A 25,679-nucleotide genomic window follows, 5' to 3' on the forward strand; every position below is an offset into this window, starting at 1 on the left:
CTCAGATGGGCAAGTCCCTCAGCATCCCGGACAGCCGCATAAGTTCCACCGGAAGGTGCTCCGTCACGGTCAGGCCCACAATTTCCGCCGCTGCGGACAGATCGCCGATAAGGCGCACCAGATCGGAAGCCCTCATGCCATCCGTTTGCCTGCCCGCCGTGTTCGTGAAATCACGCGGGTCCAGGACATCCAGGTCAATATGGATGGCAAGCCGGGAGGCACCCGTGCCGGCAACCCAGTCCACCACCCGCCTGCTGTCCTCGGCGGTATCCGTCAGGCCCACACTCTGGATGCCAAGGCGCTCCTTGACCGCAATGCCCTCATCATCCCAGTGCCGCAGCCCCACCTGCAGGATCTTCAGCGGCGGAACGAGCGCCGGCAGCTCCGCGAGGATGCCGGCATCGCCCTCACCGGCGAGCGTCGCCAGGGCCATGGACCGGAAACCTGTGTAGGACTGGCCCGGAACGCCCGTGTCCGGGTGTGCATCGATCCAGAGGACCGCGAGGTCATCCCCGTACAGATTGGCAAGGTAGCTGAAGGGGGCAACACTGACGGAGCACTCCCCGCCGAAGGTAACCACCGACGCCGGGGCGGCCTCGCGCAGCAGCGCCAGCGCGTCCGTCAGCTGGCGGACCACTGCTTCACGGGCATAAATGCCGTCCACCGTGGCGAGGGCCTCGTCGCTGGTGTCGGTACTGACCGGCACATAGGCCGTGGGACCGTCGTGGTCCGGAGAGATCAGCGCCAGCAGTTCCGGCCCCAGCTGGTAGGACAGCTGACTGTCGTGGGCGTCCACCCCGCTCATCAGCTGATGGGTTTGAGGCCCGGAAGCTCCCTGCCACTGCGGGAAGTGCAGGCGGAGTGCGCCGGGACCTGAGGGGTGGATTGGGCTCATGAGCCCAATTTACGCCGCAGCACCGGCGCGGATAAGGGCCGGGAAGCCGTGGCCGGAGCTGGAGCGCAAATTGCTTCCGGAACAGGCCGGGTGGAGCAGCTCCGCGCCAAGGCGACGGGCCCGGAAGGGAGCGCACGGCCCGGACGGGAGTGCGGCCCGGCCCGGACGGGAGTGCGGCCCGGCCCGGACGGGAGCGCACGGCCGGGGCAGGGGACATCCCGGACGGGAGCCGCGGACAAAATCAGAACCGGCACAAAATAGGATGGAGGTATGACTGCAACACTCGTCGCCCGGGATCTTTCCGGCGGCTACGCCCACCGCACCCTTTTCTCCCACCTGAACCTGACCGTCGCCCCCGGCGATGTGGTGGGTGTTGTGGGCTCCAACGGCGCCGGCAAGTCCACTCTGCTGCGCCTGCTGGCCGGTGCGGACGAGCCGCTCGCCGGCACCGTGTCCACGGCCCCGGCCGATGCCTTTATCGGATGGCTGCCCCAGGAGCATGAGCGGGTGGAGGGGGAAACCGTGGCTGCGTACATCGCCCGCCGCACCGGTGCCACAGAGGCCACGCTCACCATGGAAGCCACCGCTGAGGCGTTGGGCTCCGGCGCTAAGGGTGCCGATGACGCGTACGCCGTCGCGCTGGACCGCTGGCTCGCCTGCGGAGCCGCGGATCTGGAGGACCGGATTCCGGCCGTGCTGGCTGAACTCGGCCTGGACGTGGGAGCGGATGCGCTGATGACATCGCTCTCCGGCGGGCAGACGGCACGGGTGGCGCTGGCCGCGCTCCTGCTGAGCCGCTTCGACATTGTGCTGCTGGACGAACCCACCAATGACCTGGACCTGGCCGGTCTGGACCGGCTGGAGGAATTTGTGCAGGGGCTGCGCGGCGGCGTCGTCCTGGTTTCCCATGACCGCGAGTTCCTGGCCCGCTGCGTCACCACCGTGGTGGAACTGGATCTGGCGCAGAACAAGGTGGCAGTGTACGACGGCGGCTACGACGCCTTCCTGGAGGAGCGCGACGTTGCACGCCGGCACGCGCGGGAAGCGTACGAGGAGTTCTCCGACAAAAAAGCGGATCTGGTGTCCCGGGCAAGGACCACGAGGGAGTGGAGCTCCCAGGGCGTCCGGAACGCGATGAAGAAGGCTCCGGACAATGACAAGATCCGCCGCCGGGCGTCGATGGAATCCTCGGAGAAGCAGGCGCAGAAAGTGCGCCAGATGGAATCCCGGATCGCGCGCCTGGACGAAGTGGAGGAGCCGCGCAAGGAATGGCAGCTGCAGTTCACCATCGGATCCGCTCCGCGCTCGAGTTCCGTGGTGGCAACTTTGAACTCCGCAGTGGCCCGCCGCGGTTCCTTCACGCTTGGCCCCGTTTCGGTGCAGGTGAACGCCGGCGAGCGGATAGGTATCACCGGTCCGAACGGTGCCGGAAAGTCCACTCTGCTGGCCCTGCTCCTGGGCCGGCTCGAACCCGCTGGGGGAACCGCATCCCTGGGGTCCTCAGTGGCGGTCGGCGAAATCGACCAGGCACGCGGTCAGCTGGATCCCGCCATGCCGCTGGGGGAAGCTTTCGAAGCCGCCGTTCCGGACATGAACAGCGCCGAGGTCCGCACCCTGCTTGCCAAGTTTGGGTTGAAGGCGGATCAGGTCAACAGCCGGGTCTCCTCCCTTTCACCGGGAGAGCGGACCCGTGCTTCGCTGGGCCTGCTGCAGGCGCGGGGCGTGAATCTGCTGGTGCTTGATGAGCCCACAAACCACCTGGATCTGCCTGCCATCGAGCAGTTGGAGGAGGCGCTGGACAGCTATGAGGGCGCGCTGCTGCTCGTATCCCATGACCGGCGGATGCTGGAGAACGTTCACCTGGATGCCCGGTGGGATGTCACCGATGGCGTTGTGACAGTTTCCTGATGCTGGCCTAAGTACCGCAGCGGGCCCTGAATGTGGTAGAAGTTACGGACGGTCTGTGCTGGAACAGCCGGCGCATGCTTAGGTCTCGGTCTCTTGGGGGGAGTTTTCACCATGTCTTCACAGCAGCTTTCTGCAAGGACTGAGCAATGAGGGGCGTGCGCGCGGAGGTTCCGGTCCTCTTGGCCGTGTGGGTCCTCTGCGTCACCACTGACTGGTCCACGGGGACGAAGATTGCCCTGAATGTTGCCGCCGTCGCCGGTCTGTGCCTGAACGAGTACCTCACGCACCGGCGCCTCCAGCGGGAGCGCAGCGCGGGATCCGGCCGGGCTGCCGCAGCCACGGCGGGCCGGGCCCGCCACCGGTCCTTCGCGGCAGTCTAAACGGGGTCTGGAGACACACATCCTTCCCGGCAGCTTGAACCGGCAGCCTGAACCAGCGTGTCCCCCGCCGCAGCCCGAACCGGCCTTGTGCGCCTGCCGGTCAGGCGCGGCGGCGGCGGGGGAGTAGTCTCGGTATCCCGGCGCACCGCCGGGCCAACACGGGGGTACGCATGAGCGGCACGGCTACGAATGGCACTTTGATGACGCTTGGCGTGATCGGAACTTCGAGGAAAGTCGACGAGCGGCGCCTGCCGCTGCACCCCCGCCACCTTGAGCGCATTGACGACGATTTGCGGCACCGAATCATCTTGGAGGAGGGCTACGGCGAGCGCTTCGGTTTCTCCGATGCCCAGCTTTCTCCGCTGGTGGCACGCGTAGCTCCGCGCAGCGAAGTTATTTCCGCTTCCGACGTGGTGCTGCTGCCCAAGCCGCAGGCACGGGACCTGCAGGATCTTCGGGACGGACAGGTGCTGTGGGGCTGGCCGCACTGTGTCCAGGACGCGGAGATCACCCAGCTGGCGGTCGACAAGTCGCTGACACTGATCGCCTTTGAAGCCATGAACCACTGGAACGCCGACGGCGGGTTCGGGCTTCACGTGTTCCACAAAAACAATGAGCTCGCCGGCTACAGTTCGGTGCTGCACGCCCTGGAGCTCGCCGGGTCGACCGGCGACTACGGGCGCCGGCTCACCGCCGTCGTCATCGGTTTCGGGGCAACCGCACGCGGCGCCGTCACGGCACTGAATGCGCTGGGCATCCACGAAGTTCAGGTGCTCACCAACCGGGAGACCGCCGCAGTCGGCTCGCCCATCCACTCAGCCCGGATTCTGCGGTTTGAGCGCGACGCCGATCAGCCGCACCTCAGCCATGTCATCACCGATGACGGCAACCAGCCGCTGGCGCCCTATCTGGCGGGCTTTGACCTGGTGGTCAACTGCACGCTCCAGGATCCCAACGCCCCGCTGACCTACCTCCAGGAAGCGGATCTGGAAGAGTTCGCTCCAGGCAGCCTGATCATTGACGTGTCCTGTGACGAGGGCATGGGATTTTCCTGGGCCAAGCCCACGTCCTTCGCCGATCCGGTGTTCACCGTTGGAGAGGGCATCCTGTACTACGCGGTGGACCACAGCCCTTCTCACCTGTGGGACTCGGCCACCTGGGAAATCAGCGAAGCGGTCCTGCCGTTCCTGCGCACTGTGATGTCCGGTCCCGCAGCTTGGGACGCGGAATCGAGCGTGGCCCGCGCCATCGAAATCCGCGGTGGAAGGATCCTGAATCCAGCCGTCCTGGCCTTCCAGGGCCGTTCCGGCGACTATCCGTACGCGGTGTCCCCAGCCTGAGGGCAACCGGGTGCCCAAAGCCATGGCCGGACCTTGGGCACCGGGACCTGAGGCACCAGCCCAAGCCCTGGACAAACGGGCATGGGCGACCACTTCAGGGGAAGGGCCAGCCCAACGCGTCCGGAGGCTAGGACGCGCGAGTATGCCGGGTCTATGGTTTTAAGGCCCTCCGGTTTTTGGCCTCGCGGTACGCCCCCGGACGTTAGCGCGGAGGGCGATTGGCCGGGCCAAAACCGCTGACAGTGAATTGAGCAGCTCATGACAACAGACGTGATTCCCCTGCTGATTCCCACCGTCGACGGCCCGGTCCGGGGAATTGTGGCCAATGGAGTGCGCACCTGGCGCGGCATCCCGTACGCTGCTCCGCCTGTGGGGGAACTGAGGCTTCGGGCGCCGCGCAGGCCGGAGCCATGGAGCGGTGTCCTGGACGCCTCCAGCTTCGGAGCAGCGCCGCCGCAGTCCCGGAATCCTTCACTGACCGGATCACGGCGTCGTGCTCCGATGGATGAAGACTGCCTGACACTGAATGTCTCGGCACCGCTGGAACCCTCCTCCGAACGCCTGCCGGTGCTTGTCTACTTTTACGGCGGTGCGTTCAGCTCCGGGTCATCCACCGTGAAGACCTACCGCGGCGCATACCTCGTGCAAACCGGTGAGGCCGTGTATGTCTCCCTGAACTACCGGATCGGCGCCCTGGGATTCACCGACTTCAGCTCCTTCTCAACCGCAGACCGCACCTTTGAATCCAACCTGGGCCTGCGGGATCAGGTTGCGGCATTGGAATGGGTGCGGGACAACATCGCCGCCTTTGGCGGGGACCCCACCAACGTGACGATATTTGGGGAATCCGCCGGCGGCATTTCCGTCACGTCGCTCATGTGCATTCCCGCGGCGAGAGGGCTTTTCCACCAGGCCTACGCCCAGAGCGCGGCGCCCTCCAGCGCCTACTCCCTGGACCTGCACGCAGCCTGGGCCCGGGACCTCCTGCACATCCTTCATGTTCCCCTTTCGGACGCGGCACAGGCCCTGTCCACTTTGCCGGCTGAAGCGCTGGTCCGGGCCACCAACAAACTCACCTCCAAGATCGGGCCGGCTGACAAGCCGGGTTCCCTCAGCGTTTCACCGGTGGTGGACGGCGATTTCCTGCCCGAGCACCCGATTGACATGTTCCGGCAGGGGCGGGCTGCGCCGGTGCCGCTGGTGCTGGGCACCATGGCCCGTGAAGGTGCATTGTTCGCAAAAATCGTGGACATCCTGCCCTCCACGCCGGACCGGATCGAGAAGATGTTCGCCGGCACCGATCCCGAAGCCCAGGACCGGGTGCTTGCCGCCTATCCCGGATACCCGTCCAAGGAGCGGTCGGTGGAAATCAGCGGTGACCTAGTGTTTTGGTATCCCTCCACAATGGTGGCCGAGTATCACTCGCTGGTGGCGCCCACCTGGTCCTACCGCTATGACTTCGCGACGCCCCTGATGAACCTCCTGGGATTCGGCGCAACCCATGCAATGGACGTGCCCGTGATGTTCGGGGAAACCCGGGAGCCGATCACCCGGGCACTGTCCCTGTTAGGCGGCGCCGGCGCAATGAAGGAACTCTCAGCGCGGTTTCAGGGCACCCTGCTGAACCTGGCCCGAACCGGCAATCCCGGCGACGATTGGCCGCGGTACGAGCCGGTGCAGCGCAGGACCCGGATTTTTGACCGGGAAGACCGGGTTGAATCCGACCCCTTCTCCGAGCGGCGCCGGGCCTGGGCGGGTTACCGAGGGTACCTCTAATCCGGCCGCTTCCGTGATGGAGTCCACAGACGGGCCGTGAGAGGGTTAACCCAGCTTGTACCGCTTGAACCCCTACCGCACCGCGCAAAAGGAGAGTTGGCCAGCATGAGTGAACATTACGACGTCGTAGTCCTGGGAGCCGGTCCGGGAGGTTACGTGGCAGCCATCCGTGCAGCGCAGCTGGGGCTGCGCGTGGCGGTGGTGGAGGAAAAGTACTGGGGCGGAGTATGCCTGAACGTTGGCTGCATACCCTCCAAGGCACTGCTGCGTAATGCCGAACTGGCGCAGATCTTCAACAACCAGGCGAAAACCTTCGGCATGAGCGGCGACGTCAGCTTTGACTTCGGTGCCGCCTTCGACCGCAGCCGGCAGGTGGCCGACGGCCGCGTCAAGGGCGTGCACTTCCTCATGAAGAAGAACAAGATCACCGAGTACGACGGCCACGGGGTTTTTACCGATGACCACAGCCTCGAGGTGAGCCTCTCGAAGGGCGGCACCGAAACGGTCACCTTCGACAACGTCATCCTTGCCACCGGCACCTACGTGCGGCTGCTGCCCGGAGTGGAGCTGTCCGACAACGTCGTGACCTACGAAGCGCAGATCATGGACCGGGACCTGCCCAAAAAACTGGTCATCGTGGGAGCCGGTGCCATTGGCATGGAGTTTGCCTACGTGCACCGCAGCTATGGGGTGGACGTGACCATCATCGAGTTCCTGGACCGCGCGCTGCCAAATGAGGATGCCGACGTGTCAAAGGAAATCACCAAGCAGTACAAAAAGATGGGTGTGCCCATCCTGACGTCCACCAAGGTGGAAACGGTTACGGATAACGGATCCTCGGTGACCGTCACGTACACGGACAAAAACGGCAAGGAAGGCTCCATCGAGGCTGACCGGGTCATGCTGTCGATTGGGTTTGCCCCACGGACCGAAGGCTACGGGCTGGAGAAAACCGGGGTCCAGCTCACCGACCGCGGCGCCATCGGCATCGACGAATTCATGCGCACCAACGTCCCGCACATCTACGCCATCGGCGACGTGACCGCGAAGCTGCAGCTCGCCCACGTGGCCGAAGCGATGGGCGTAGTGGCGGCGGAGACCATCGGGAAAGCCGAAACCATGGCGCTTGGCGATTACCGGATGATGCCGCGGGCCACCTTCTGCCAGCCGCAGATTGCCAGCTTCGGCCTCACCGAGCAGCAGGCCCGCGACGAAGGCTATGACGTAGTGGTCAGCACCTTCCCCTTCACCGCCAACGGCAAGGCCCACGGCCTGGGCGAGCCCGTCGGATTCGTCAAGCTCGTGGCGGACAGGGCACACCTGGAGCTCCTGGGCGGGCACATGATCGGTCCGGACGTTTCCGAGCTGCTTCCGGAACTGACCCTGGCGCAGAAATGGGATCTGACAGCTTACGAATTGGCACGCAACGTCCACACGCACCCCACGCTCAGCGAGGCTCTGCAGGAAGCATTCCACGGCCTCACGGGACACATGATCAATTTCTGAGGCACCAGGTTTCACCCCTGGAAGGGCACCGCCGGACAGTCCGGCGGTGCCCTTCCCCTGCACGCCCGGGAAACTTGACACTGAGGGTGCTGGAGCGAACCCTGAGAACAGGGGTGGTCCGGACTAGGGCTGCGCCGTGAGAACAAGCCGAATCGTCATGCTGGTCATAGGGAGCCTTCTGATCCTGATGGGGCTGGGGCTGGCAGCGGGAGCAGCGGCTCTTGGCGTGCTCAACGCGCGGCAGGGGGAGGACAGGTTCCTGTCGCTGCCGGAGGGCGTTTACGAGGTGGACACCTATGCAATCACGACGTCGGAGATCGAGGTTGGCCCGGGAGTCCAGGCTGGTGATGCAGTGGGAACGCTGCAGGTCCAGGGCCGGCCGGCCAACACCGGCAAGGAGCTGTTCCTCGGCATCGGCCCGGAAGCGGAGGTGGAGCGGTACCTGCTGGACGTGCAGCACAGCGAGCTGCAGGAGGTTTCCTTTGACCCGTTCCGTGCCTACTACGAGGAACGGCAGGGGGGTGCCCCCGACGGACTCCCCGAAGATCAGGACTTCTGGGCCTCCAGCACCAGCGGCAGCGGTGAGCAGTCCCTGGAATGGAACCTCGAGAACGGCAGCTGGACCGTGGTGGTGATGAACGCCGACGGAAGCAGGCCGGTGTCTGCTGAGCTGCAGATAGGCGCCCGCACGGATCTGCTCGGACCGCTGACCTGGATCCTGCTGATCAGCAGCATCGTGCTGCTTGTAGCCGGCATCGGGCTCGCAGTAGCCGGCGCCGCAGGCCTGCGGCGGCGTTCAGTGGGGCCGGGCGGTCCCTACGGCAGCTACTCCTCGGCCGGGCTGCCGGGGCAGCCCGGAGGGCCGGCAGAAGCTGGACAGGGTCCGGGTGCGGGGCTGCAGCCCGCTTCCGGACAGCCGGCCGGAACACCCCAAACCGCCGGAACACCCCAAACTTACGGACAGATGCAGGACAGGTACGGCAGGGAACAGCGGCCGACGGCGGGCGCGACGCCGGGCGCACGGGTGTCCGGAGCCGTACGGGCAGCCGCAGCGGGGGCGACCGCCGTCGGCGTCCGGGACCCGGGACTGACGGGACCACGTTATCCCGCCCGGCTCTACGGCGAGCTGGACCCCAACGTGTCGCGCTGGATGTGGCTGGTGAAATGGTTCCTCGCCATTCCGCACTACATCGTGCTTTTTTTCCTGTGGGTTGCTTTCTTTGTCTCCACGGTGATTGCCGGAATCGTCATTCTTTTCACCGGACACTATCCGCGGGGCATCTTTGACTTCAACGTGGGCGTGGTGCGCTGGAGCTGGCGGGTGACGTTCTACGCCACACGGGTGCTGGGCACCGACCGGTATCCACCGTTCACCCTGGAACGGACCGACTATCCCGCGGACTTCGGCGTCGACTATCCCCGGGAGCTTTCACGCTGGCTGGTGCTGGTGAAGTGGTGGCTGCTGGTGCTCCCGCAGGCGCTGGTGGTCAGTGCCATCACCGAAGCAACACTTGTTGTGAACCGGTTCTGGCGGGCCGGCGGCCCGGAAGAAATGGAGTACGGCGGCTGGACCCGGTGGGGTGCAGGCATGTGGCAGGACTGGGATGAAGGCTGGACCGGCGGCGTGTACACCACGGTGAGCCGGCAGGGCCTGTCCCTGCTGGGGCTGCTGGTTCTCATTGCAGCGCTCATTCTGCTGTTTACCGGACGCTACCCCCGCCAGTTGTTCGACTTGCTCATGGGATTGAACCGCTGGACCTACCGTGTCCTTGCCTATGGGGCCTTGATGCGCGATGAATATCCGCCGTTCCGGCTCGATCAGGGTCCGGCGGACCGCAGGGATGAGGCGGCCGGCCTCGGTCGGCCCGGTCCGGACAGAGGCTAGACGGGAAAAGGTGCTGGTCGGGAAAAAGAGAAGCCTAGGAACCGGCCGGTCCGGAACTGGACGATGAGGCAAGGATGCAAAATTCATTGCCCTCCGGATCTGCCAGCACCACCCAAGTAACTCCAGGACCCTGGCCCTGGCCGACGTCGGCCCGTACCGCGCCCAGCGCCAGCAGGCGCTCCACTTCCTCCTCCTGGGTGCAGTCAACCGCATGCAGATCCAGGTGCAGCCGGTTCTTCACGGATTTGGCCTCGGGCACCGGCAGGATATACATCGGCGGGCCGTCGCCGTCGGAGGACGCGAGACTGATGAAGGAGTCCTCCTCCTCCGTGATCCGGTAATCCAGAACCTGAGTCCAAAACTCCGCCATCCGGTGGGTGTCCACGGCATCAAGGGTGATGGAAGACAATGCGCTGGTCATAACGGAGGCTCCTGGGCGGGGTGGGCGAAAGTTCGCCCAAATTAGCACCGGACCGGGACCAGGGTAAAGGTGCGGCACGCCGCGGATGCGGAAGGCGGAACCTGATGTGCTTGCGGGATGGGAGACTGCTTGCACCAAGGGGAGGGGAACAATGGGTGAGGCAGGGGAAAAACCGTCTGCGGCCCGGGTTCGGCTGCGGCAGAATCCGGCGTTCATGCGGTTCTGGCTGGCTTCGACCGTCTCCGATTTCGGCACTTACATCACCACGCTCGCGGTCTCCGTCCTGATTCTGGTAACGATGGACGGAACTGCCCTGGACCAGGGCCTGGTTAACGCCGCGCGCTGGGCGCCGTACCTGTTCTTTGGCCTTGCGGCGGGGATATGGGTGGACCGGTTTCCCCGCCGCACGGTCCTGGTAGCCGGAGACCTGGGCAGGGGTCTGGTCCTCGCCGGAATCTGCGCCGCAGGAGCCACAGCGTCCCTTACCGTGCCGTGGCTGATGTTCCTCATGTTTGCCTTTGGAACACTTGCCTTGACGAGCGACGCCGCCTATCAGAGCTTCCTTCCGCGGCTGGTTCCACGGCCGCTTCTCACGCGGGCCAACGCCAGGCTCCAGCAAAGCGACACCGCCGCGCAGACCACGGGAAGCGCTGTGGCCGGTGGCCTCGTGGCGTTGGTCAGCGCACCCTTTGCACTTTTGGTGGACGCCGCATCGTATCTGTTCTCGGCGGTGATACTGCTGACTCTCAAACCGGATGCCAAACAGGAGCCGGAACCCGTCCCGGATGCCGCCAAAGCAGGTTTCCTTTCACGGGTGGCAGAGGGCCTGCGTTGGGTTTACGGACATCCGTATCTCGCGCCAATGGCCCTGAGCACCCACATATGGTTCATCGGCTCCGCGGTCTTGGGAGCGGTGCTGCCGGCGGTGATCCTGAAGGAGCTCGGACTGGGGCCGGCGGGACTGGGACTCATCCTGGGATGCGCCGGGGTGGGAGCCGTAATCGGCACCACGCTCTCCACCGGGCTGGGGCTGCGGTGGGGAACGGGACGGACCATTATTGCCGCACGGATCATCCAACCGGCAGCGATCGCCTTGGTCGCCCTTGCTCCGCTGGCCGCCGGCGGGCGGGGACAGGGCGGACCTCTCCCGGAGTGGCCGGTGGAATTGTGGTGGTCCCTGGCCCTGGCAGGCGGTGGGCAGCTGCTGTTCGGCATGGCGATGGGACTCGAAGGCCCACTGGAAATGGGCTACCGGCAGGCAGTGACACCCGACCGGCTGCTGGCACGGATGAGCGCCACCATGCGGTCCGCGAACCGGGCGATGATTGTCCTCGGGGCACCGCTGGGCGGGCTGATAAGCGCCGCCGCGGGAACAGGCGCAGCACTGTGGACCTCCTGCGCCCTGCTGCTGGTGGCCGCCGTCGTGCTCTTGTTTTCCCGGTTCCGAAATGCCGGGGAAGAACAGCACCTGACAGGTGTTTTCCCTCACTAGGACAAAGAGGGGCCCTGCCCTGGTGCAGGGCGGAAGGCACCGGCAGGTGCAAGGGGTGTGACCGCGGTCCGTCTGCTCGGTCACAGCCGGCCACATCTTCATGCCGCCGCTGGATAGTCTTGAAATATGGACCTCGAGAACATTAATTTTCATACCCGAAAGTGGGTCCGTCCCGAAGATCTCAACGCCAACGGCACCCTGTTTGGCGGCAGTCTTCTGCGATGGATCGATGAAGAAGCAACCATCTACGCCATCCTTCAGATGGGCAACGGCCGAGTGGTCACCAAGTTTATGTCGGAGATCAACTTCGTCAGCTCCGCCCAGCAGGGCGACATGATTGAAATGGGCCTGCGTGCCACGAAGTTCGGCCGGACATCACTGACCATGCGCGCCGAAGTGCGCAACATGATCACCCGCCGCAGCATCCTCACGATAGACCGGATAGTCTTCGTCAGCCTGGACGGGCACGGACACCCGGTGCCCCACGGCTTCACCGAAATTACCTATGACCGTGACCGGCTCCCCGATCACCACATTCCGCCGGTGACGTTCGACGCCTAGCGGTTTTTCCTTCCCGGGAGGGCCGCAGGCGGCCGCAGGGAGGCCAGGCGAAGACCGCCGTGGGATACTCAAAGCAGCAGCAAAGCCCATGACTGAAGCCCGGTGACGACGGCGGTCCGGCACCGCGGGACGGCGCCGGCCGCCCGGATTCCGGGCTGGAACGGAGCCTGCATGCCTGAGCCGGCACACCTGGGAGCCGATTCGCTGATCGGCGAGTGGCTCGACCACCCCACCGGACGCACCGTCCTGATTGACGTGCTGGCGCGCCGCAGCCCGGATGCCCGCGCACTCTATGCCATGCGGATGCTGCCGCTTTCCTCCCTGGTGACCCTCAGCGACGGGGTGGTGACGCCGGAATACCTGAACCTCATGGTGCAGGCAGCCAACACGCTCATCGACCTCCCCTCGGTTCGCCCGACCACAGCCCACCTCTTTCCCTCAGCACCACCCTCTGCTCCCAATGACTGGGAGGAGCCCATTGTCGAAGGCCGGTTCCGCGGCAAAACGGTGGTGGTCTCCGGGGCGGCCTCGGGGATTGGCCGGGCCACCGCGCTGCGCGTGGCCAGGGAAGGGGGCCACGTCCTCGCCATCGATCTCAGTTCCCTGCGGACGGAAGCGCTGCTGGAGATGAACCCGGAGCTGGACATTACCGGCATTGTGGCTGATATCTCCAACCAGGACGACGTGAACAAAATTGCGGTGCAGGCGCGGGGCCGGGTGGACGGACTCGCCGTGGTTGCCGGAATCGCCGATGACATGGTTGCCCTTCACGAGGTGGAGGACGAGCTGTGGGAGAGCGTCTTCCGGATCAATGTTGACGGACCGTTCAGGCTGTCCCGGGCCATCATTCCGCTGATGCTTGCTCGCGGCGCCGGGTCCATCGTGAACGTGTCATCCCAGGCGGGACTCCGCGGTTCCATCGCAGGCGCCGCTTACACCGCGTCCAAGCATGCCGTGATCGGGCTGACCCGCAGCGCCGCGTACATCTACAGTCCGCGCGGCATCCGGGTCAATGCCGTTATTCCGCGGCCCACCCGCTCGGCCCTGGAATCAAACTATGGCTCGCTCGGCGGCGCCGGGCCGCTGCCGGCCCCAACGTTCACGTCGCCGGAGATCGAATCTGCGCAGATTGCTTCGCCCATGACCTATTTGCTCAGCGACGACGCCGCCAATGTCACCGGGGCGATCATGCCGGTGGACGAAGGCTGGGGCGTCGCCTGAGTCTGGCTGTCGCCCGACTCTGGCTGTCGCCCGACTCTGGCTGTCGCCCGACTCTGGCTGTCGCCTGGCGCGGGGCTGTCGCCTGGATACGCCAAGGCTTGGGGCAGCGGCCGCTAGCTTCCGCGCCGTGACTTCAGTGCCGCTTCAAGGCGCTTCAGCAGTTCAGGAGTGACAGGACTGCCGGGAAACCGGGCCAGCCGGTTCAACGGCATGCTGCCCACAAGCGCCAGGGACGCAGCCAGCTGGGCTCCGCCGGATGCTGAGCCGGATGCTGAGCCGGCCCCTTCGCCGCCTGCTTCGCTCAGGGCCGAGACCAGCGCGGCCGCCGCTTCCGGATCGGCCAGCCATTCCTCGATTGATGATCCGATGCCCAGCAGGGGAGCGGGAACGGTTCCGTCCAGGGCAGCGACTCCGGCCAGCCGGATATCCCGTGACGACGCCCCGATCTCCAGCCGGTATTCCCCGGCATCCGCCACCCAGGTCCGGGTGACAGGCTCATAGCGGGACAGGGAGCGGACGTCGAGGCGGAACTCCACGGTCCGGGACTCACCCGGCTCCAACCGCACCTTTTCGAAGCCGCGCAGTTCACGCCGCGGGTGCAGCGGCCGTTGCTGACCGGCGTCATCCCCCGGGGCGCCGGAATACAGCTGCACCACATCGCTGCCGGCGCGCCCGCCCGTATTCGTCACGGTGAGCTCAACATGGACCAGCTGCCCGGACCCGGCGCCCACCACTCGCACCCCAAGATCCGAATACGCGAAGCTGGTGTACGAGTACCCATGGCCAAAGGGGTAGGCCACCTCCATGCCACGGGTGTCGTACCAGCGGTAACCCACCAGGAGGCCCTCGCCGTACCGGACCGTTCCACCCTCACCGGGATAGTTGCCGTAGGCGGGAGTGTCGGACAGCCGCAGTGGTACGGTTTCGGCCAGCCGTCCGCCCGGCTCGTCCCGGCCCAGGAGCACGTCGGCTACCGCGCCGCCGCCCGCTTCGCCCGGCAGCCAGGCCTCCAGGACCGCCGGCACGTCAGCCGCCCAGCCCATATTTACGACACCGCCGTTGGAAAGCACCACCACGGTCCGCGGATTCGCTTCGGTGACGGCGGTGAGCAGCTCCAATTGCGCATCGGGCAGATCCAGCGTGGTGCGGTCATACCCCTCGCTTTCCGCGGCGTCCGGCAGGCCCAGGAAGACGACGGCGGTGTCGGCCGCCGCCGCGGCGGCAGCAGCCATTTCCACCAGGTCCTCTCCGGCACAGGGCGATTCCCGGGACAGGACATAGCCGGGCTCAAACAGCAGTCCGGGCACCAGCTCCTGCAGTCCGTCCAGGGGCGTGACCAGCCGAACGGGGTTTACCCGGGAGGATCCGCTGCCCTGATACCGGGGTGTGCGCGCCAGCTCGCCAATCACCGCCAGGGTGCCCTCCGAAGACAGGGGAAGGATGCCGCCGTCATTCTGCAGCAGCACCATGGACGCGGCCGCGGCCCGGCGGGCCAGGTCATGATGCGCTGCGTAGTCCGCCTCTGCTCCGGCGGTGCCTGAAGCCGTGCCCGCAGCCCTGCCTGCGCTGGTCCCGTCAGCCGTCCCCGCAGCCGTCCCTGCGCCGGCATCCGGCTGCACCGGGGCGCGGCGCATTAGGGCGAGGATCCGTTCCACTGAAACGTTGACCAGTTCCTCGGTGATGGTGCCGGCGTCCAGGGCCGCGGCAAGTTCCCGCACACCGAGACCGCCGCTGGACGGCATCTCCAGATCCAATCCGGCGGCGAGCGCTGCCGCCCGGTCAGTCACCGCACCCCAGTCCGACACCACCACGCCCTCATAACCCCAGGTGTCGCGCAGCACGGTGCCGAGCAGCCAGGGGTTCTCAGCGGCATGCAGGCCGTTGACCTTGTTGTAGGCGGCCATGACGGTCCACGGTCCGGCAGTGCGGACAACTATCTCGAATGCGCGCAGATAGATTTCATGCAGGGTCCGCTGATCAACCACGGCATCCACCCGCATCCGGTCCGCCTCCTGGTTATTGGCGGCGAAATGCTTGGGGCTGGCGCCCACGCCCGCCGCCTGGACGGCGGCCGTCCACGCAGCACCCAGTTCACCCGCGAGCAGCGGGTCCTCGGAGAAATACTCAAAGTTGCGTCCGCACAGCGGCGTTCGCTTGATGTTCAGGCCCGGTCCCAGCAGGACGTCCACGCCCTGGGCGCGGGCTTCGTGTGCGACGGCGGTGCCCAGTTCCGCTAGCAGGCTGCGGTCCCAGGAACACGCCGTCGCGCACTCGGCGGGAAAACATGTGGCGGGAAGCGACTCGCCCAGTTCCAGCCCCGCTCCATCACCGGCCGGGCGCCGGACGCCGTGCGGGCCGTCGGAAAGGACCAGGGCCCGAATCCCCTGGGCGGGAAAGGCTGCTGTTTCCCAGAATCCCGCACCGGAAAGGAGCTCCAGCTTCTCTTCCAGCGTCAGGTCCGGCATGGCTGGAATTTCCATGTACGCCTCCTCGTCGACAGGGCTCCGAGTCTAAGCCGCGGCCCGGAGGGGCGAAAGGGTGCCGGCACCCTGTTCCGGCTTTCGCAGCCGCCGTAAGGTTCAAAGACGGCTGCAGTTGCTCACGGCATGCCGCCGGGACGGGAGCCACGTGTGAAGAGCCACCTTGACCGCTACAAGCAGATGGCGGAAATCCTGTACCGCAACGGACTGGGATTCCTGGTGTCCGCGTCCGGTCTGGACGCCCGGCTGCCCTTCCGGCGCAAGGCGCAGCCGGGGGACCGCCCGGAACACCCCAACAGCACGCCCGAGTACCTGCGCAAAGCACTGGAGGAACTAGGCCCAACCTTCATTAAGCTGGGCCAGCTGCTGTCGACCCGTCAGGACCTGCTGCCGCCCCGATACCAGCGGGAGTTGTCCAAGCTGCAGGATAACGCCGAACCCGTGCCCTGGGAGCAGATCCACCCCGTGCTCCAGGCGGCGCTGGGGGAGGATGTGCTGAGCCGGTTCACCCGCTTCGACACCACACCGCTGGCCACGGCATCGATCGGTCAGGTGTACGGGGCGAGGCTGCCGGGCAACGCCGATGTCGTGGTGAAAATCCGCCGTCCCGGAGTCGATGAGGAGGTTAATGAGGATCTTGACATCCTGCAGGGGCTGGCGGGGTATGCCGGCAGGCACTGGGAAGCGGCACGGGATTACGACGTTCAGGGACTGATGGACGAATTCGCCGAGACGCTCCGTTCCGAACTGGACTACACGCAGGAGGGCCGCAACGCCCGGAGGTTCGCACTGAATTTCGAGGACAACCCCGCCGTCGATATTCCGGCTGTATATGACGAGTTCAGCACGGCCACGGTCCTGACGCAGCAGCGGCTCTACGGGCTGAAGGTGACTGACACCGCCGCACTGGATGCCGCGGGAATTGACCGCAAGGCGCTCGCCGCCGCTGCGGCAGACGCCGAAATGAAGATGGTCTTCGACGACGGCTTTTTCCATGCCGACCCCCATCCGGGCAACATTTTCGTGGAGCAGGGCGGCAGGATCGGGCTCATCGACTTTGGCATGGTGGGGGAGATTGACGACAAATTCCGGGCCCAGCTTTCGGCACTCTTCGTCGCCGTCCTCCGCAAGGACCCGGACCGGATGGCATCGGCGCTGACGCGGATGTGCGTCAGGACCCGCCGCGTTGACCGGCTCCGGCTGCGCCTTGACCTGCAGCAGCTCATCCGCCTGTACGAGGGGCGAACCCTGGGAAACGCCCCGGTGGGCCGCATCATCAACAGCGCCCTTGGCATTATCCGCAGCCACCATCTGCAGCTGCCGCGGGAGATGGCCCTGCTGCTGCGCATGCTGATCATGACGGAAGGCATGGGGGAGGTGCTCGATCCGGACTTCAGCATGGGCAACACCCTGGGCCCGTATGCCCGGCGGATGACAGTGCACGAGCTGAATCCGGTGGCGTTTGTCCGGCGGCTGGGCCAAGCCGGTGCGGAAACGCTGGAGCTCGGTGCGGAGCTGCCGGACCAGCTGCGCCGGCTGCTCAACACGCTTGATTTTGAAGGACTCGAGGTGCACCTCAGGGCCGAGGAACTCTTCCCCCTGGTGGAGCGGCTTGAACGGGTGGGAAACCGGATGGTGGCGGCCATTTTCGCGGCAGCATTCATCCGCGGCGTCGGGGAGCTGGCGCTGGGTGACACCGACCGCTGGAAGAGCTGGCAGGCGCCGCTGATGACCGCGGGGCTGGCTTCGACGGGAGCCCTTGGCGGGTATCTCGCCTGGACCGCCCGCAAACAGCGCATCAGGAACTATTGATGGATCTGTCACTGGCCGGCCTGACGGTGCTGGTGACGGGCGGAACCACCGGGATCGGCCGTGCCGTGGTGGAGGAATTTGCCCGGGAGGGTGCCAACGTTTCGTTCTGCGCGGAAAGGGCCTATGAGGTTGGAGTCCTGGAGGAGCAGTTGGCTGCATCTTCGGGACGCATCGAAGGATCCGTGGTGGACGTGGTGCACCCCGGCGCGCTGGCCCGGTGGGTCAGCGGAACAGCCGTCATTTTTGGCGCCGTCGACATAGTGGTTTCCGCTGCCAGCGCCGCGGCGCTGGAGGATACCGAAGAAAATTGGGAGGCATCCCTCGCAGTGGACCTGATGGGAACGGTGCGGCTGGTCAAAGCCGCGCTTCCGCACCTGGAACTGAGCACCGCGCCGTGCATCGTTGTTGTTTCCAGCACCTCGGGCCGGGAAGTGGACTTCGCCGCCGGCCCGTACGCAACCGCCAAGACCGCAGTGGCCGGCTACATGGCGGGCCTTGCCTTCCGGCTTGCGGGAAGGGGGATCCGGGCCAACACGGTGAGTGCCGGCAACACCTATTACCCGGGCAGTTTTTGGGCCCTGCTGGAGGAGAAGGACCCGGCAACCTTCGAAGCAGCGGTGGCGAGGAACCCCACGGGGCGGATGGGCACCCCGGCCGAGGTCGCTGACGTTGTCACCTTTGTCGCCAGCCCCCGCGCGTCTCGAATCACCGGGGCCAACATCCTGGTGGATGGCGCACTCTCACGCGCCGTCCAGCTGTGAGCTCGATTCAGGCCCAGCTGTGAGCTCGATTCCGGCCCATTGGGCTGGGCTGGGTTGGGGTGGACGGGGTTGGTTGGGGTGGACGGGCAAGAGCAGGCCCGGACGGACTGCGGCGGAACCGCAACCCGTCCGGGCCTGATGCTGTGCTGATTCTTCCGGTGCTCTTATTGCTCCCGGTGCTTCTACTGCGCGAAGTCCGTTGAGTTGTAGATGTTCAGGTTCAGCGCCGATGCCACCTGGGCCACGGCATGCTGCGCCCGGACGCTGTTGCCCACCGGATCCAGCGGAGGAGAAAAGGCCGCGATGGCCAAGGTGCCCGGCATGATGGCCAGCACCCCGCCGCCCACCCCGCTCTTGGCGGGCAGTCCCACTTTGTAGGCCCAGTCTCCGGAGGCGGTGTACAGCCCCTCCATGGTCATCTCCGCCAGGATCGGCGGAACGAGGGAAGCATCAAACACCTGCTTTCCGGTGACGGGATTCCGCCCCCGGGCCGCCACTGTTGCACCCATGGTGGCCAGGTCCCGGGTGGTGACCAGAGTGGAACACTGCCGGGTGTACACCTCGCAGGCTTCCATGGGATCCGAGTACATGGTTCCGCCCGAGTACAGCAGCCAGGCAATGGCACGGTTATGGAAGTTGGTGGACTGCTCGGAGTCATTGACGGCATCGCTGATCCTGATCTCGCGTCCGGCAAAGGCGCTTTGCATGTCCAGGATCTTCTTCCAGCGCTCATCCGGCGAATCGGCCGGAATCAGGGACACTGTGGACATGGCGCCGGCGTTCACCAGGGGCGACACCGGTTTGTCCCCGTGCAGCGCCACGGCAATGACGGAATTGAAGGGCTCCCCGGTGGGATCCGCCCCCACTTTGTCGTGGAAGTCCGGCAGGCCAACACTCTGCATGGCAAGAGTCATGGAGAAGACCTTGGAAATGGACTCCAGGGCGAACTCGAAGCCGGCGTCCCCGGCCTCGAACGCCTCGCCGTCGGCCGTCACGACGCAGACGCCGAACAGCGAGGGATCCACGGACGCCAGGTACGGAATGTAGCTCGCGTTCTCACCGCCGGAGTCATTCGCGTGGTCCGCGTGGGCTGTTTGGACAGCCTGGGCTATCGCTGACTTGTCGGGGATCATAGGGCTGCGCTCCCGCCTACCGCCGGCCCGGACCGGTGGCGAATCGTTGATTTGTCGGTGCCGGACGCCGGGGAGGAATCCGACGACGGGGCACCGCCCGGGGCGGTTTCCCCGGAGCCTTCTCCGGCACCGGCGCCCGAGCCGACGGCGCCTGAAGCCATCGCCTGCTCGGTCAGGACCGCGGTGGGCACGGATGATTGTGTCTGGACGCCGGGATGGCGGTGCTCCAGCTCCCACGTAAAGGGAACGAAGCTGCTGGCCGGGTCCCGCCAGTGTGGTTTGCGCAGTGCATAGATCACCAGCGGAAGGATGAAGAACACGGCTGCGCCGCCCGCCAGGATGCCTACATACACGGCCGGCGATCCTACGGAAATCTGGTCCGGAGGGATGAAGCTGAAGACAAAAGCCATCAGCGAGCCGAGGAAGCCGAGGCCTCCCACCAGCCACATGCCCACGTCCCCTCCGGGTATGTGGTACGGCCGGGGCCGGTTGGGCTGCGTGTAGCGCAGGTAAATGGCAGCGCCGAACATCAGCATGTACATGATCAGGTACAGGATGACGGTGAGCTGGCTCAGGATCTGGTACGCGGCCTGCACCGAGGGCAGTACCACGTAGACCAGGCCCAGGGCCGTGACCACCAGTGCCTGGAAAAGCATGATGTGGGTTCCCATGCCGTGCTTGTTGGTGTGCTGCCAGAACCGCGGCAGATACCCCGCCTTGGCCACGGACAGGAGGCCGCTGGACGGGCCGGCCACCCAGGTCACCACACCGGCGAGCACCCCGATCAGCAGCATGGCCGCAATGATTGGACCTGCCCAGCCAATGCCTGCCCACTCGAACATGTCGTTGTAGGAGGTCAAAAGTGATTGGGTCAGGTTGATGTCCGCCTGCGGAACCACGAAGGCAATGGCCAGCGTGCCCAGCACGAAGATCACCACCGTTCCCAGCGCGGCGATCAGCACTGCGAGCGGATAGTCACGGGTGGGGTTCTTCACTTCCTTGACGTGGATCGCGTTCATTTCCATGCCGGCGTAAAACAGGAAAATGCTTGCGGCCAGCACCACGTTGGAGAAGTTGGAGAAGTCAGGGACGAGTTCGCCCCAGCCCATCTTGATCTGGGGCGTGTTTCCCGCGAAGTAATACGAGAATCCCAGCACGATCAGGACAGCGGCCGGAATGATGGTGCCGATGATGCCGCCCCACTGGGCCACTTTGGAGAACGCGGCGGCCCCCCGGAAGGCAATGAAGGTGGCCAGCCAGTAGACCACCAGCACCACCGCCAGGACAAAGGCCTTGTTCCCCGACAGCTGGGCATCCAGGTTTTGGTCGGTGCCGGTGTAGGCCAGGGACACCGCGCCGAAGGTGAGGACGGTCGGGAACCAGATGCTGACTTCGATGAAGAGCATGAACATCGCCACGAAGGCCCAGCGCGGGCCAAACGCCTCACCCACCCAGCGGAAGACGCCGCCCTGTTCCGGCCACCCTGTGGCCAGTTCGGCGGCGACGAGCGACACCGGAATCAGGAAGACCACGGCCGCGAGCACATAGTAGAAAATGGAGCTGAGGCCGTACTCCGCCTCTGCGGGCAAACCGCGCAGGCTCACCACGGCCACAATGTTCATGACGGCCAGGGCGCCGATGGTGATTTTGGCGGTCTGCTTTGCCTTGGCCGTCCGTGCCTGGTCCGAAGAACCCGGTGCGGAAGAACCAGATGATGACGAGCCGGTTGATGCGGACGATCCGGTTGATGCAGTGGAATCACTCATCCCACTCACCTCCTCGAGTTAGTGGTGGAAGCCGGGCTGTGCGGCCTCCTGCGGCATCGGCGACTCAAGCCGGTTGAGGTAGTCCGTTTCTGTCCGGATGTCCTCAAGGAGGCTGTCAGCCAGGTCCATGCTCAGCCCGTTGCGGACGACGATCCGTTCCACGGTCAGGTTTTCCAGGTTGCTGGGCATGGGGTAGGCGGGAACAAGCCAGCCCTTGGTCCGCAGCCGCTCGGCCAGGTCATACAAGCTCCACTTATCCGTGTGGCCTTCCTTCAGGCGCCAGGCGAACACCGGGATGTCAGACCCGTCATTCCACAGCTCAAAGGGGCCAATCTCGCTGATCCCGGAGGACAGGTACAGTGCAACGTCCTGGCACGCCTGCTGGACCTTGGCGTAACCGGAACGTCCGAGCCGCAGGAACAAATAGAACTGCAGGACAACCTGGGCGCCGGGACGGGAAAAGTTCAGGGCGAAAGTGGGCATGTCGCCGCCAAGGTAGCTGACGTAGAAGATCAGGTCTTCGGGCAGCCACTGGCGCTCGCGCCACACCACCCAGCCGAGCCCGGGATAAACGAGGCCGTACTTATGGCCTGAAGTGCTGATGGAGTGCACCCGGGGAATCGAGAAGTCCCATTCCAGATCCGGCTGGATGAACGGCGCGATCATGGCGCCCGAAGCGCCGTCCACGTGGATGGCGATATCCAGTCCGGTGGAGGCCTGGATTTCATCGAGCTTCGCTGCGATCTGCTTCACCGGCTCGTACATCCCGGTGTAGGTCACGCCCATGATGGCGACGACGCCGATAGTGTTCTCGTCGACGTAGTTTTCCAGCTCGAACCCGTCAAGGCATTTGTGCTCCTCGCTGATCGGAACCAGCCGGGCTTCCACATCGAAATAGTTGCAGAACTTTTCCCAGCACACCTGAACTGCTGAACTCATCACCAGGTTGGGCTTGTCAGTGGGCTTGCCGTCCGCCCGGCGGGAATGCTGCCACAGGCGTTTCAGGGCAAGGCCGCCCAGCATGCAGGCTTCGGAAGAGCCGACCGTTGAGGTGCCGATGGTGCCGCCGGGATCGGGGGAGTGCCACAGATCGGCAAGGATCTTCCAGCAGTTCTGCTCAATTTGGGCAGTCTGCGGATACTCGTCCTTGTCAATCATGTTTTTGTCGTACGTCTCCGCGTACAGCTTGTTGGCATGATCGTCCATCCAGGTGCTGACGAAGGTTGCCAGGTTCAGACGGGCGTTTCCGTCCAACATGGTTTCGTCATGGACGATTTGGTAGGCCGTTTCCGGGAGCATCTCGCCGTCTGCCAGTTTGGTTTTCGAGGCGACAGTGTCTTCGCCCGGGCGGGCAAACAGTGGATTGACGCTCAATGAGTCTTTATCGCGTTCCTGCGGCATCATCTGGACCTTTCAGTAAGGGTGTGGAATGCACCGGACCGGTGTGATCGCCGGTTATGAATCCCCATGAGGCTGCGCGCACCAAAAACTCTACGCGGGGCCAAAAACAGTGGCTAGGCTCGGCGGCCCCGGCAGCCTTGGGGTGTCGGTATTGGGTTTGGATCGGTGTTCCCGGCCGCGGATGGGGCATGGACCGTTGAGGCAGGGACGCTGCGCGCGTACTGTGAAACGACAAAACGAGCGGCATGACATGCAGCAACACGACATGTCCAGCGAGACACGCTCGGCCGAAACCACATACGGCATATCTGCACACATCTGCAAGGAGGCACCATGGCGGGACTGGCGCGGCGTGATCGGTTCGAACTGCCCGAACCCGTACGCAAATTCTTTGAAGGCGACTGGGAAGTCCCCGCCTTTCCGGTGGAGGAGTACCGGGACGGCGCCACCATGGTGGTGAAGGCCGAACTGCCCAATATTGATCCGGACAAGGACCTGGATGTGTCGGTCAGCGATGGCATCCTGCACATCAAGGGCGAGCGCCGGGAGGGCAGCGAGCACAAGGATAAGAACGGCTACCGCAGCGAGTTCCGCTACGGTTCCTTCACCCGCGACATTCCGCTGCCCGCAGGTTCCAGCCAGGACAACGTCACTGCGTCCTACAACGACGGCGTGCTGGAAGTCCGGGTTCCGGTGCCTGAGGTGGGGGCTTCATCCACGAAGGTGCCGATTTCCCGGGGATGACCGCAGTTACTGGGGGTGAGGGCCGCGGATCCAACACCGCGGAAAATGCTGCGGCGAGGAGGATCCATGAGCGGCCAGGCCCCCAGCACCCCGGCTGGCGGAACCGGCGGTTCCGCCGGCGGGGTGGGAACGTCCCGGAAGTACCCCGACTGGGTCATCATCGCCACACTGGCCAGCGGCGGCGTCGTCGTCTCCCTGGAGAAAACGGCGGTGGTCCCCCTGCTGCCCGAGTATCCCGGGATTTTCGGCGTCAGCTCCGACGACGTGTCCTGGATGGTGACGGTGACGCTGCTCAGTGCAGCCGTCGCGACACCGATCGTCTCCCGGCTGGCCGATATGTTCGGCAAGCGCCGGATGCTGCTGATTGCCATGACCATGATGGTGGCGGGCGCGTTTACCGCATCCATTGGCGGCACGTTCTTCTGGGCGCTGACGGGGCGGGCACTGCAGGGATTTGCCGGAGCCGTGATTCCAGTGGGCATCAGCATCCTGCGGGACACGCTGCCGCAGCGCAAGATTGCGGGTGCTGTTTCGCTGATGAGCGCCAGTTTCGGCATTGGCAGTGCCCTGGGCCTGCCCATGGCGGGCCTGATCTATGACCGGCTGGGCTGGAGGGCCACCTTCTGGGTGGTGGGGATCATTGCTGCTGTGCTGATCATTGCCGTGATCGTGTTTGTTCCCGAGTCCCGGGTGCGCACGCCGGGACGGTTCGACTACGAAGGCGCCGTGGTGCTTTCCGCCGCCATGACCGCCCTGCTTCTGGCCATCAGCAAGGGCGGAGTCTGGGGCTGGACCAGCGATTCAATCCTTGGCCTCTTTGCCGCCGCCGTCGTTCTTCTCGCTGTGTGGTTTCCGCTGGAGCTGCGCAAGGGACAGCCCCTGGTGGACCTGCGTACGTCGGCGCGGCGCCCGGTGCTCCTGACCAACGCCGCCACCGTCCTGGTGGGGTTTTCCATGTACGCGAACATGCTGGTCACCACTCAGCAGCTGCAGCTGTCCAAGGAATCCGGGTATGGCTTCGGCCTGAGCGTCGTGGTCGCCGGCCTGACCATGATCCCAGCCGGCCTGGCCATGGTCGCGGCGGCACCGCTCTCGGCGCACATCACCAATTCCTTCGGCGCGAAGACCACCATGGTGGTGGGCTGCGCGGTGATGGCCGGCGGCTATTTCTCCCGGGTCCTGCTGGTCCACACAGTCACCGGGATCATCATCGGCGCCGTCATCGTGTCCATCGGCACCGCCATTGCCATGGCGGCGATGCCCACACTCATCATGAGCAACGTCCCACTCACCGACACCGCCGCCGCGAACGGCGTCAACACACTGCTGCGCTCGCTGGGCACGTCCACCTGCAGCGCCGCAGTGGCCAGCATCCTGGCCTCCATAACCATCACGGTCGGGGGAGAGGCCTTCCCTGACGTGGACGCCTTCCGTGCCATCTTCTCCCTGGCCTGTTTCGCAGCCCTGACCGCCACCGGAATCTCCTGCCTCATTCCCCGTGCCCCGCGGCGGGAGGCCACCCATCCGGAACTGCATGCCTCGCCCGGGGAGCGCCAGCCTTCTCCGGCGGATGCCCGGCGCGAGATCATGGTCACCGGGACCATGCTGGCCGGGGACAGCGGCGCACCGGTGCCGGGAGGCGTGGTCACGGTGCTGGACCACGGCGGCGAGCCCGTGGACTGGGACCGGGCCGACGACGGCGGGCGCTACGCCGTCGTCCTGCCCGGAGACGGACGTTACGTGCTGGTGGCGACCCAGCACCAATGGCGCCCGGTATCCGAGGTTCTCGCCTTTCCGGGGGTGGCCAGCAGCCACGACATCCGCTTCAGCAACCGGCTGACCCTCACGGGACAGGTCACCCACAACGGTCATCCGGTGGCAGGGGCCCTGGTGATCCTGGTCCAGCCCGCGGGGGAGAACCCGGGGGCGGCCGGATCGGACAGCGGCGGATACTACGAGCTGCCGCTGCCACGCCCGGGAACGTACATCCTGACAGTGGTGGAGCCCGACGGCGTAACAACGCACACCAGGCGGGTCACCCTCCCGGCACCGAATACGGTGATCGACGTCGAACTCGGCGGGCCGCCCACAACCGGGCTGCGCATCTAGGCGCGGCGGCAGTCGAGACCAAGCGCACACTCCTGCCTTTGGTACCTGATTGCTTCAGCGCATAGGATCAATCTGGCATAAATGGGAC

General features: G+C 65.4%; 19 protein-coding genes. 13 read left to right on the plus strand and 6 right to left on the minus strand.

The features are described 5' to 3' along the window. Nucleotide 1: 1 nt before the first annotated feature. Nucleotides 2-895 carry an arginase family protein gene (locus AAE021_RS05380; RefSeq protein ID WP_342024593.1) on the minus strand — a complete coding sequence of 298 codons (894 nt, stop codon included), beginning with the start codon at nt 893-895 and terminating at the stop codon, nt 2-4. 270 nt (nt 896-1,165) lie between these two features. Between AAE021_RS05380 and AAE021_RS05385 the strand changes: the two genes are divergently transcribed. The 6 genes from AAE021_RS05385 (at nt 1,166) to AAE021_RS05410 (ending at nt 9,690) form a co-directional block, all read left to right on the plus strand. Next, nucleotides 1,166-2,803, plus strand: coding sequence for an ABC-F family ATP-binding cassette domain-containing protein (locus tag AAE021_RS05385; RefSeq protein WP_342024594.1), 1,638 nt, complete (start codon nt 1,166-1,168; stop codon nt 2,801-2,803). 146 nt (nt 2,804-2,949) lie between these two features. Then, the gene (locus AAE021_RS05390) at nt 2,950-3,183 is read left to right on the plus strand and encodes a hypothetical protein (protein ID WP_342024595.1); all 234 of its coding nucleotides are present in this window, start codon (nt 2,950-2,952) and stop codon (nt 3,181-3,183) included. Nucleotides 3,184-3,353: 170 nt separating this feature from the next. Then, nucleotides 3,354-4,523 carry a N(5)-(carboxyethyl)ornithine synthase gene (locus AAE021_RS05395; RefSeq protein WP_342024596.1) on the plus strand — a complete coding sequence of 390 codons (1,170 nt, stop codon included), beginning with the start codon at nt 3,354-3,356 and terminating at the stop codon, nt 4,521-4,523. A gap of 258 nt (nt 4,524-4,781) precedes the next feature. Then, nucleotides 4,782-6,299, plus strand: a complete 1,518-nt coding sequence (locus tag AAE021_RS05400; RefSeq protein WP_342024597.1) for a carboxylesterase/lipase family protein — start codon at nt 4,782-4,784, stop codon at nt 6,297-6,299. Nucleotides 6,300-6,404: 105 nt separating this feature from the next. Next, a complete protein-coding gene (gene lpdA / locus AAE021_RS05405; RefSeq protein WP_342024598.1) occupies nt 6,405-7,805 on the plus strand; it encodes a dihydrolipoyl dehydrogenase in 1,401 nt (466 codons plus the stop codon). Nucleotides 7,806-7,941: 136 nt separating this feature from the next. Then, nucleotides 7,942-9,690 carry a DUF4389 domain-containing protein gene (locus AAE021_RS05410; protein WP_342024599.1) on the plus strand — a complete coding sequence of 583 codons (1,749 nt, stop codon included), beginning with the start codon at nt 7,942-7,944 and terminating at the stop codon, nt 9,688-9,690. A gap of 34 nt (nt 9,691-9,724) precedes the next feature. On the opposite strand, the gene AAE021_RS05415 is transcribed toward AAE021_RS05410, so the two are convergent. Then, nucleotides 9,725-10,111, minus strand: coding sequence for a VOC family protein (locus tag AAE021_RS05415; protein WP_342024600.1), 387 nt, complete (start codon nt 10,109-10,111; stop codon nt 9,725-9,727). A gap of 151 nt (nt 10,112-10,262) precedes the next feature. Between AAE021_RS05415 and AAE021_RS05420 the strand changes: the two genes are divergently transcribed. From AAE021_RS05420 to AAE021_RS05430, 3 genes are all read left to right on the plus strand, one after another. Continuing rightward, nucleotides 10,263-11,603: an MFS transporter gene (locus AAE021_RS05420; protein WP_342024601.1), complete on the plus strand. Its 1,341-nt coding sequence runs from the start codon at nt 10,263-10,265 to the stop codon at nt 11,601-11,603. 126 nt (nt 11,604-11,729) lie between these two features. Next, nucleotides 11,730-12,164: an acyl-CoA thioesterase gene (locus AAE021_RS05425; protein ID WP_342024602.1), complete on the plus strand. Its 435-nt coding sequence runs from the start codon at nt 11,730-11,732 to the stop codon at nt 12,162-12,164. A 171-nt stretch (nt 12,165-12,335) separates the two neighbouring features. Continuing rightward, on the plus strand, nt 12,336-13,385 hold the full coding sequence (locus AAE021_RS05430; protein WP_342024603.1) for an SDR family NAD(P)-dependent oxidoreductase: 1,050 nt from the start codon (nt 12,336-12,338) through the stop codon (nt 13,383-13,385). Nucleotides 13,386-13,498: 113 nt separating this feature from the next. On the opposite strand, the gene AAE021_RS05435 is transcribed toward AAE021_RS05430, so the two are convergent. Continuing rightward, nucleotides 13,499-15,865 (minus strand): glycoside hydrolase family 3 C-terminal domain-containing protein, encoded by a 2,367-nt coding sequence (locus AAE021_RS05435; RefSeq protein WP_342024604.1) that lies wholly within the window; start codon nt 15,863-15,865, stop codon nt 13,499-13,501. 150 nt (nt 15,866-16,015) lie between these two features. Here AAE021_RS05435 and AAE021_RS05440 point away from each other — a divergent pair, with 150 nt between their 5' ends. Next, nucleotides 16,016-17,677, plus strand: coding sequence for an AarF/ABC1/UbiB kinase family protein (locus AAE021_RS05440; protein WP_342024605.1), 1,662 nt, complete (start codon nt 16,016-16,018; stop codon nt 17,675-17,677). Continuing rightward, nucleotides 17,677-18,438, plus strand: a complete 762-nt coding sequence (locus tag AAE021_RS05445; protein ID WP_342024606.1) for an SDR family NAD(P)-dependent oxidoreductase — start codon at nt 17,677-17,679, stop codon at nt 18,436-18,438. The genes AAE021_RS05440 and AAE021_RS05445 overlap by 1 nt, the downstream gene beginning before the upstream one ends. A 182-nt stretch (nt 18,439-18,620) precedes the next feature. Here AAE021_RS05445 and glsA read toward each other — a convergent pair whose 3' ends face one another. From glsA to AAE021_RS05460, 3 genes are read right to left on the minus strand one after another with little or no spacing between them, the layout of a single operon-like run. Next, nucleotides 18,621-19,571, minus strand: a complete 951-nt coding sequence (glsA, locus tag AAE021_RS05450) for a glutaminase A (RefSeq protein ID WP_342024607.1) — start codon at nt 19,569-19,571, stop codon at nt 18,621-18,623. Beyond that, complete coding sequence (gene gadC, locus AAE021_RS05455) at nt 19,568-21,337, minus strand: putative glutamine/gamma-aminobutyrate antiporter GadC (RefSeq protein WP_342024608.1); 1,770 nt, start codon at nt 21,335-21,337, stop codon at nt 19,568-19,570. The genes glsA and gadC overlap by 4 nt, the downstream gene beginning before the upstream one ends. Nucleotides 21,338-21,355: 18 nt before the next feature. Continuing rightward, nucleotides 21,356-22,741, minus strand: a complete 1,386-nt coding sequence (locus AAE021_RS05460; protein WP_342024609.1) for a glutamate decarboxylase — start codon at nt 22,739-22,741, stop codon at nt 21,356-21,358. Nucleotides 22,742-23,071: 330 nt separating this feature from the next. Between AAE021_RS05460 and AAE021_RS05465 the strand changes: the two genes are divergently transcribed. Beyond that, complete coding sequence (locus tag AAE021_RS05465) at nt 23,072-23,482, plus strand: Hsp20/alpha crystallin family protein (protein WP_152218088.1); 411 nt, start codon at nt 23,072-23,074, stop codon at nt 23,480-23,482. 66 nt (nt 23,483-23,548) lie between these two features. Beyond that, nucleotides 23,549-25,591 carry an MFS transporter gene (locus tag AAE021_RS05470; RefSeq protein WP_342024610.1) on the plus strand — a complete coding sequence of 681 codons (2,043 nt, stop codon included), beginning with the start codon at nt 23,549-23,551 and terminating at the stop codon, nt 25,589-25,591. Nucleotides 25,592-25,679: the final 88 nt, after the last annotated feature.

Origin of the sequence: Arthrobacter citreus (assembly GCF_038405225.1) — a bacterium.
In the GTDB taxonomy this organism is placed as follows: Bacteria; Actinomycetota; Actinomycetes; order Actinomycetales; family Micrococcaceae; genus Arthrobacter_B; species Arthrobacter_B citreus_A.

Excerpts from the sequence above, each read along its gene's own strand:
- AAE021_RS05380 (WP_342024593.1), bottom strand. The coding sequence starts at position 895 with ATGAGCCCAATCCACCCCTCAGGTCCCGGCGCACTCCGCCTGCACTTC.
- AAE021_RS05385 (WP_342024594.1), top strand. The coding sequence starts at position 1,166 with ATGACTGCAACACTCGTCGCCCGGGATCTTTCCGGCGGCTACGCCCAC.
- AAE021_RS05390 (WP_342024595.1), top strand. The coding sequence starts at position 2,950 with ATGAGGGGCGTGCGCGCGGAGGTTCCGGTCCTCTTGGCCGTGTGGGTC.
- AAE021_RS05395 (WP_342024596.1), top strand. The coding sequence starts at position 3,354 with ATGAGCGGCACGGCTACGAATGGCACTTTGATGACGCTTGGCGTGATC.
- AAE021_RS05400 (WP_342024597.1), top strand. The coding sequence starts at position 4,782 with ATGACAACAGACGTGATTCCCCTGCTGATTCCCACCGTCGACGGCCCG.
- lpdA (WP_342024598.1), top strand. The coding sequence starts at position 6,405 with ATGAGTGAACATTACGACGTCGTAGTCCTGGGAGCCGGTCCGGGAGGT.
- AAE021_RS05415 (WP_342024600.1), bottom strand. The coding sequence starts at position 10,111 with ATGACCAGCGCATTGTCTTCCATCACCCTTGATGCCGTGGACACCCAC.
- AAE021_RS05420 (WP_342024601.1), top strand. The coding sequence starts at position 10,263 with ATGGGTGAGGCAGGGGAAAAACCGTCTGCGGCCCGGGTTCGGCTGCGG.
- AAE021_RS05425 (WP_342024602.1), top strand. The coding sequence starts at position 11,730 with ATGGACCTCGAGAACATTAATTTTCATACCCGAAAGTGGGTCCGTCCC.
- AAE021_RS05430 (WP_342024603.1), top strand. The coding sequence starts at position 12,336 with ATGCCTGAGCCGGCACACCTGGGAGCCGATTCGCTGATCGGCGAGTGG.
- AAE021_RS05435 (WP_342024604.1), bottom strand. The coding sequence starts at position 15,865 with ATGGAAATTCCAGCCATGCCGGACCTGACGCTGGAAGAGAAGCTGGAG.
- AAE021_RS05445 (WP_342024606.1), top strand. The coding sequence starts at position 17,677 with ATGGATCTGTCACTGGCCGGCCTGACGGTGCTGGTGACGGGCGGAACC.
- glsA (WP_342024607.1), bottom strand. The coding sequence starts at position 19,571 with ATGATCCCCGACAAGTCAGCGATAGCCCAGGCTGTCCAAACAGCCCAC.
- gadC (WP_342024608.1), bottom strand. The coding sequence starts at position 21,337 with ATGAGTGATTCCACTGCATCAACCGGATCGTCCGCATCAACCGGCTCG.
- AAE021_RS05460 (WP_342024609.1), bottom strand. The coding sequence starts at position 22,741 with ATGATGCCGCAGGAACGCGATAAAGACTCATTGAGCGTCAATCCACTG.
- AAE021_RS05465 (WP_152218088.1), top strand. The coding sequence starts at position 23,072 with ATGGCGGGACTGGCGCGGCGTGATCGGTTCGAACTGCCCGAACCCGTA.
- AAE021_RS05470 (WP_342024610.1), top strand. The coding sequence starts at position 23,549 with ATGAGCGGCCAGGCCCCCAGCACCCCGGCTGGCGGAACCGGCGGTTCC.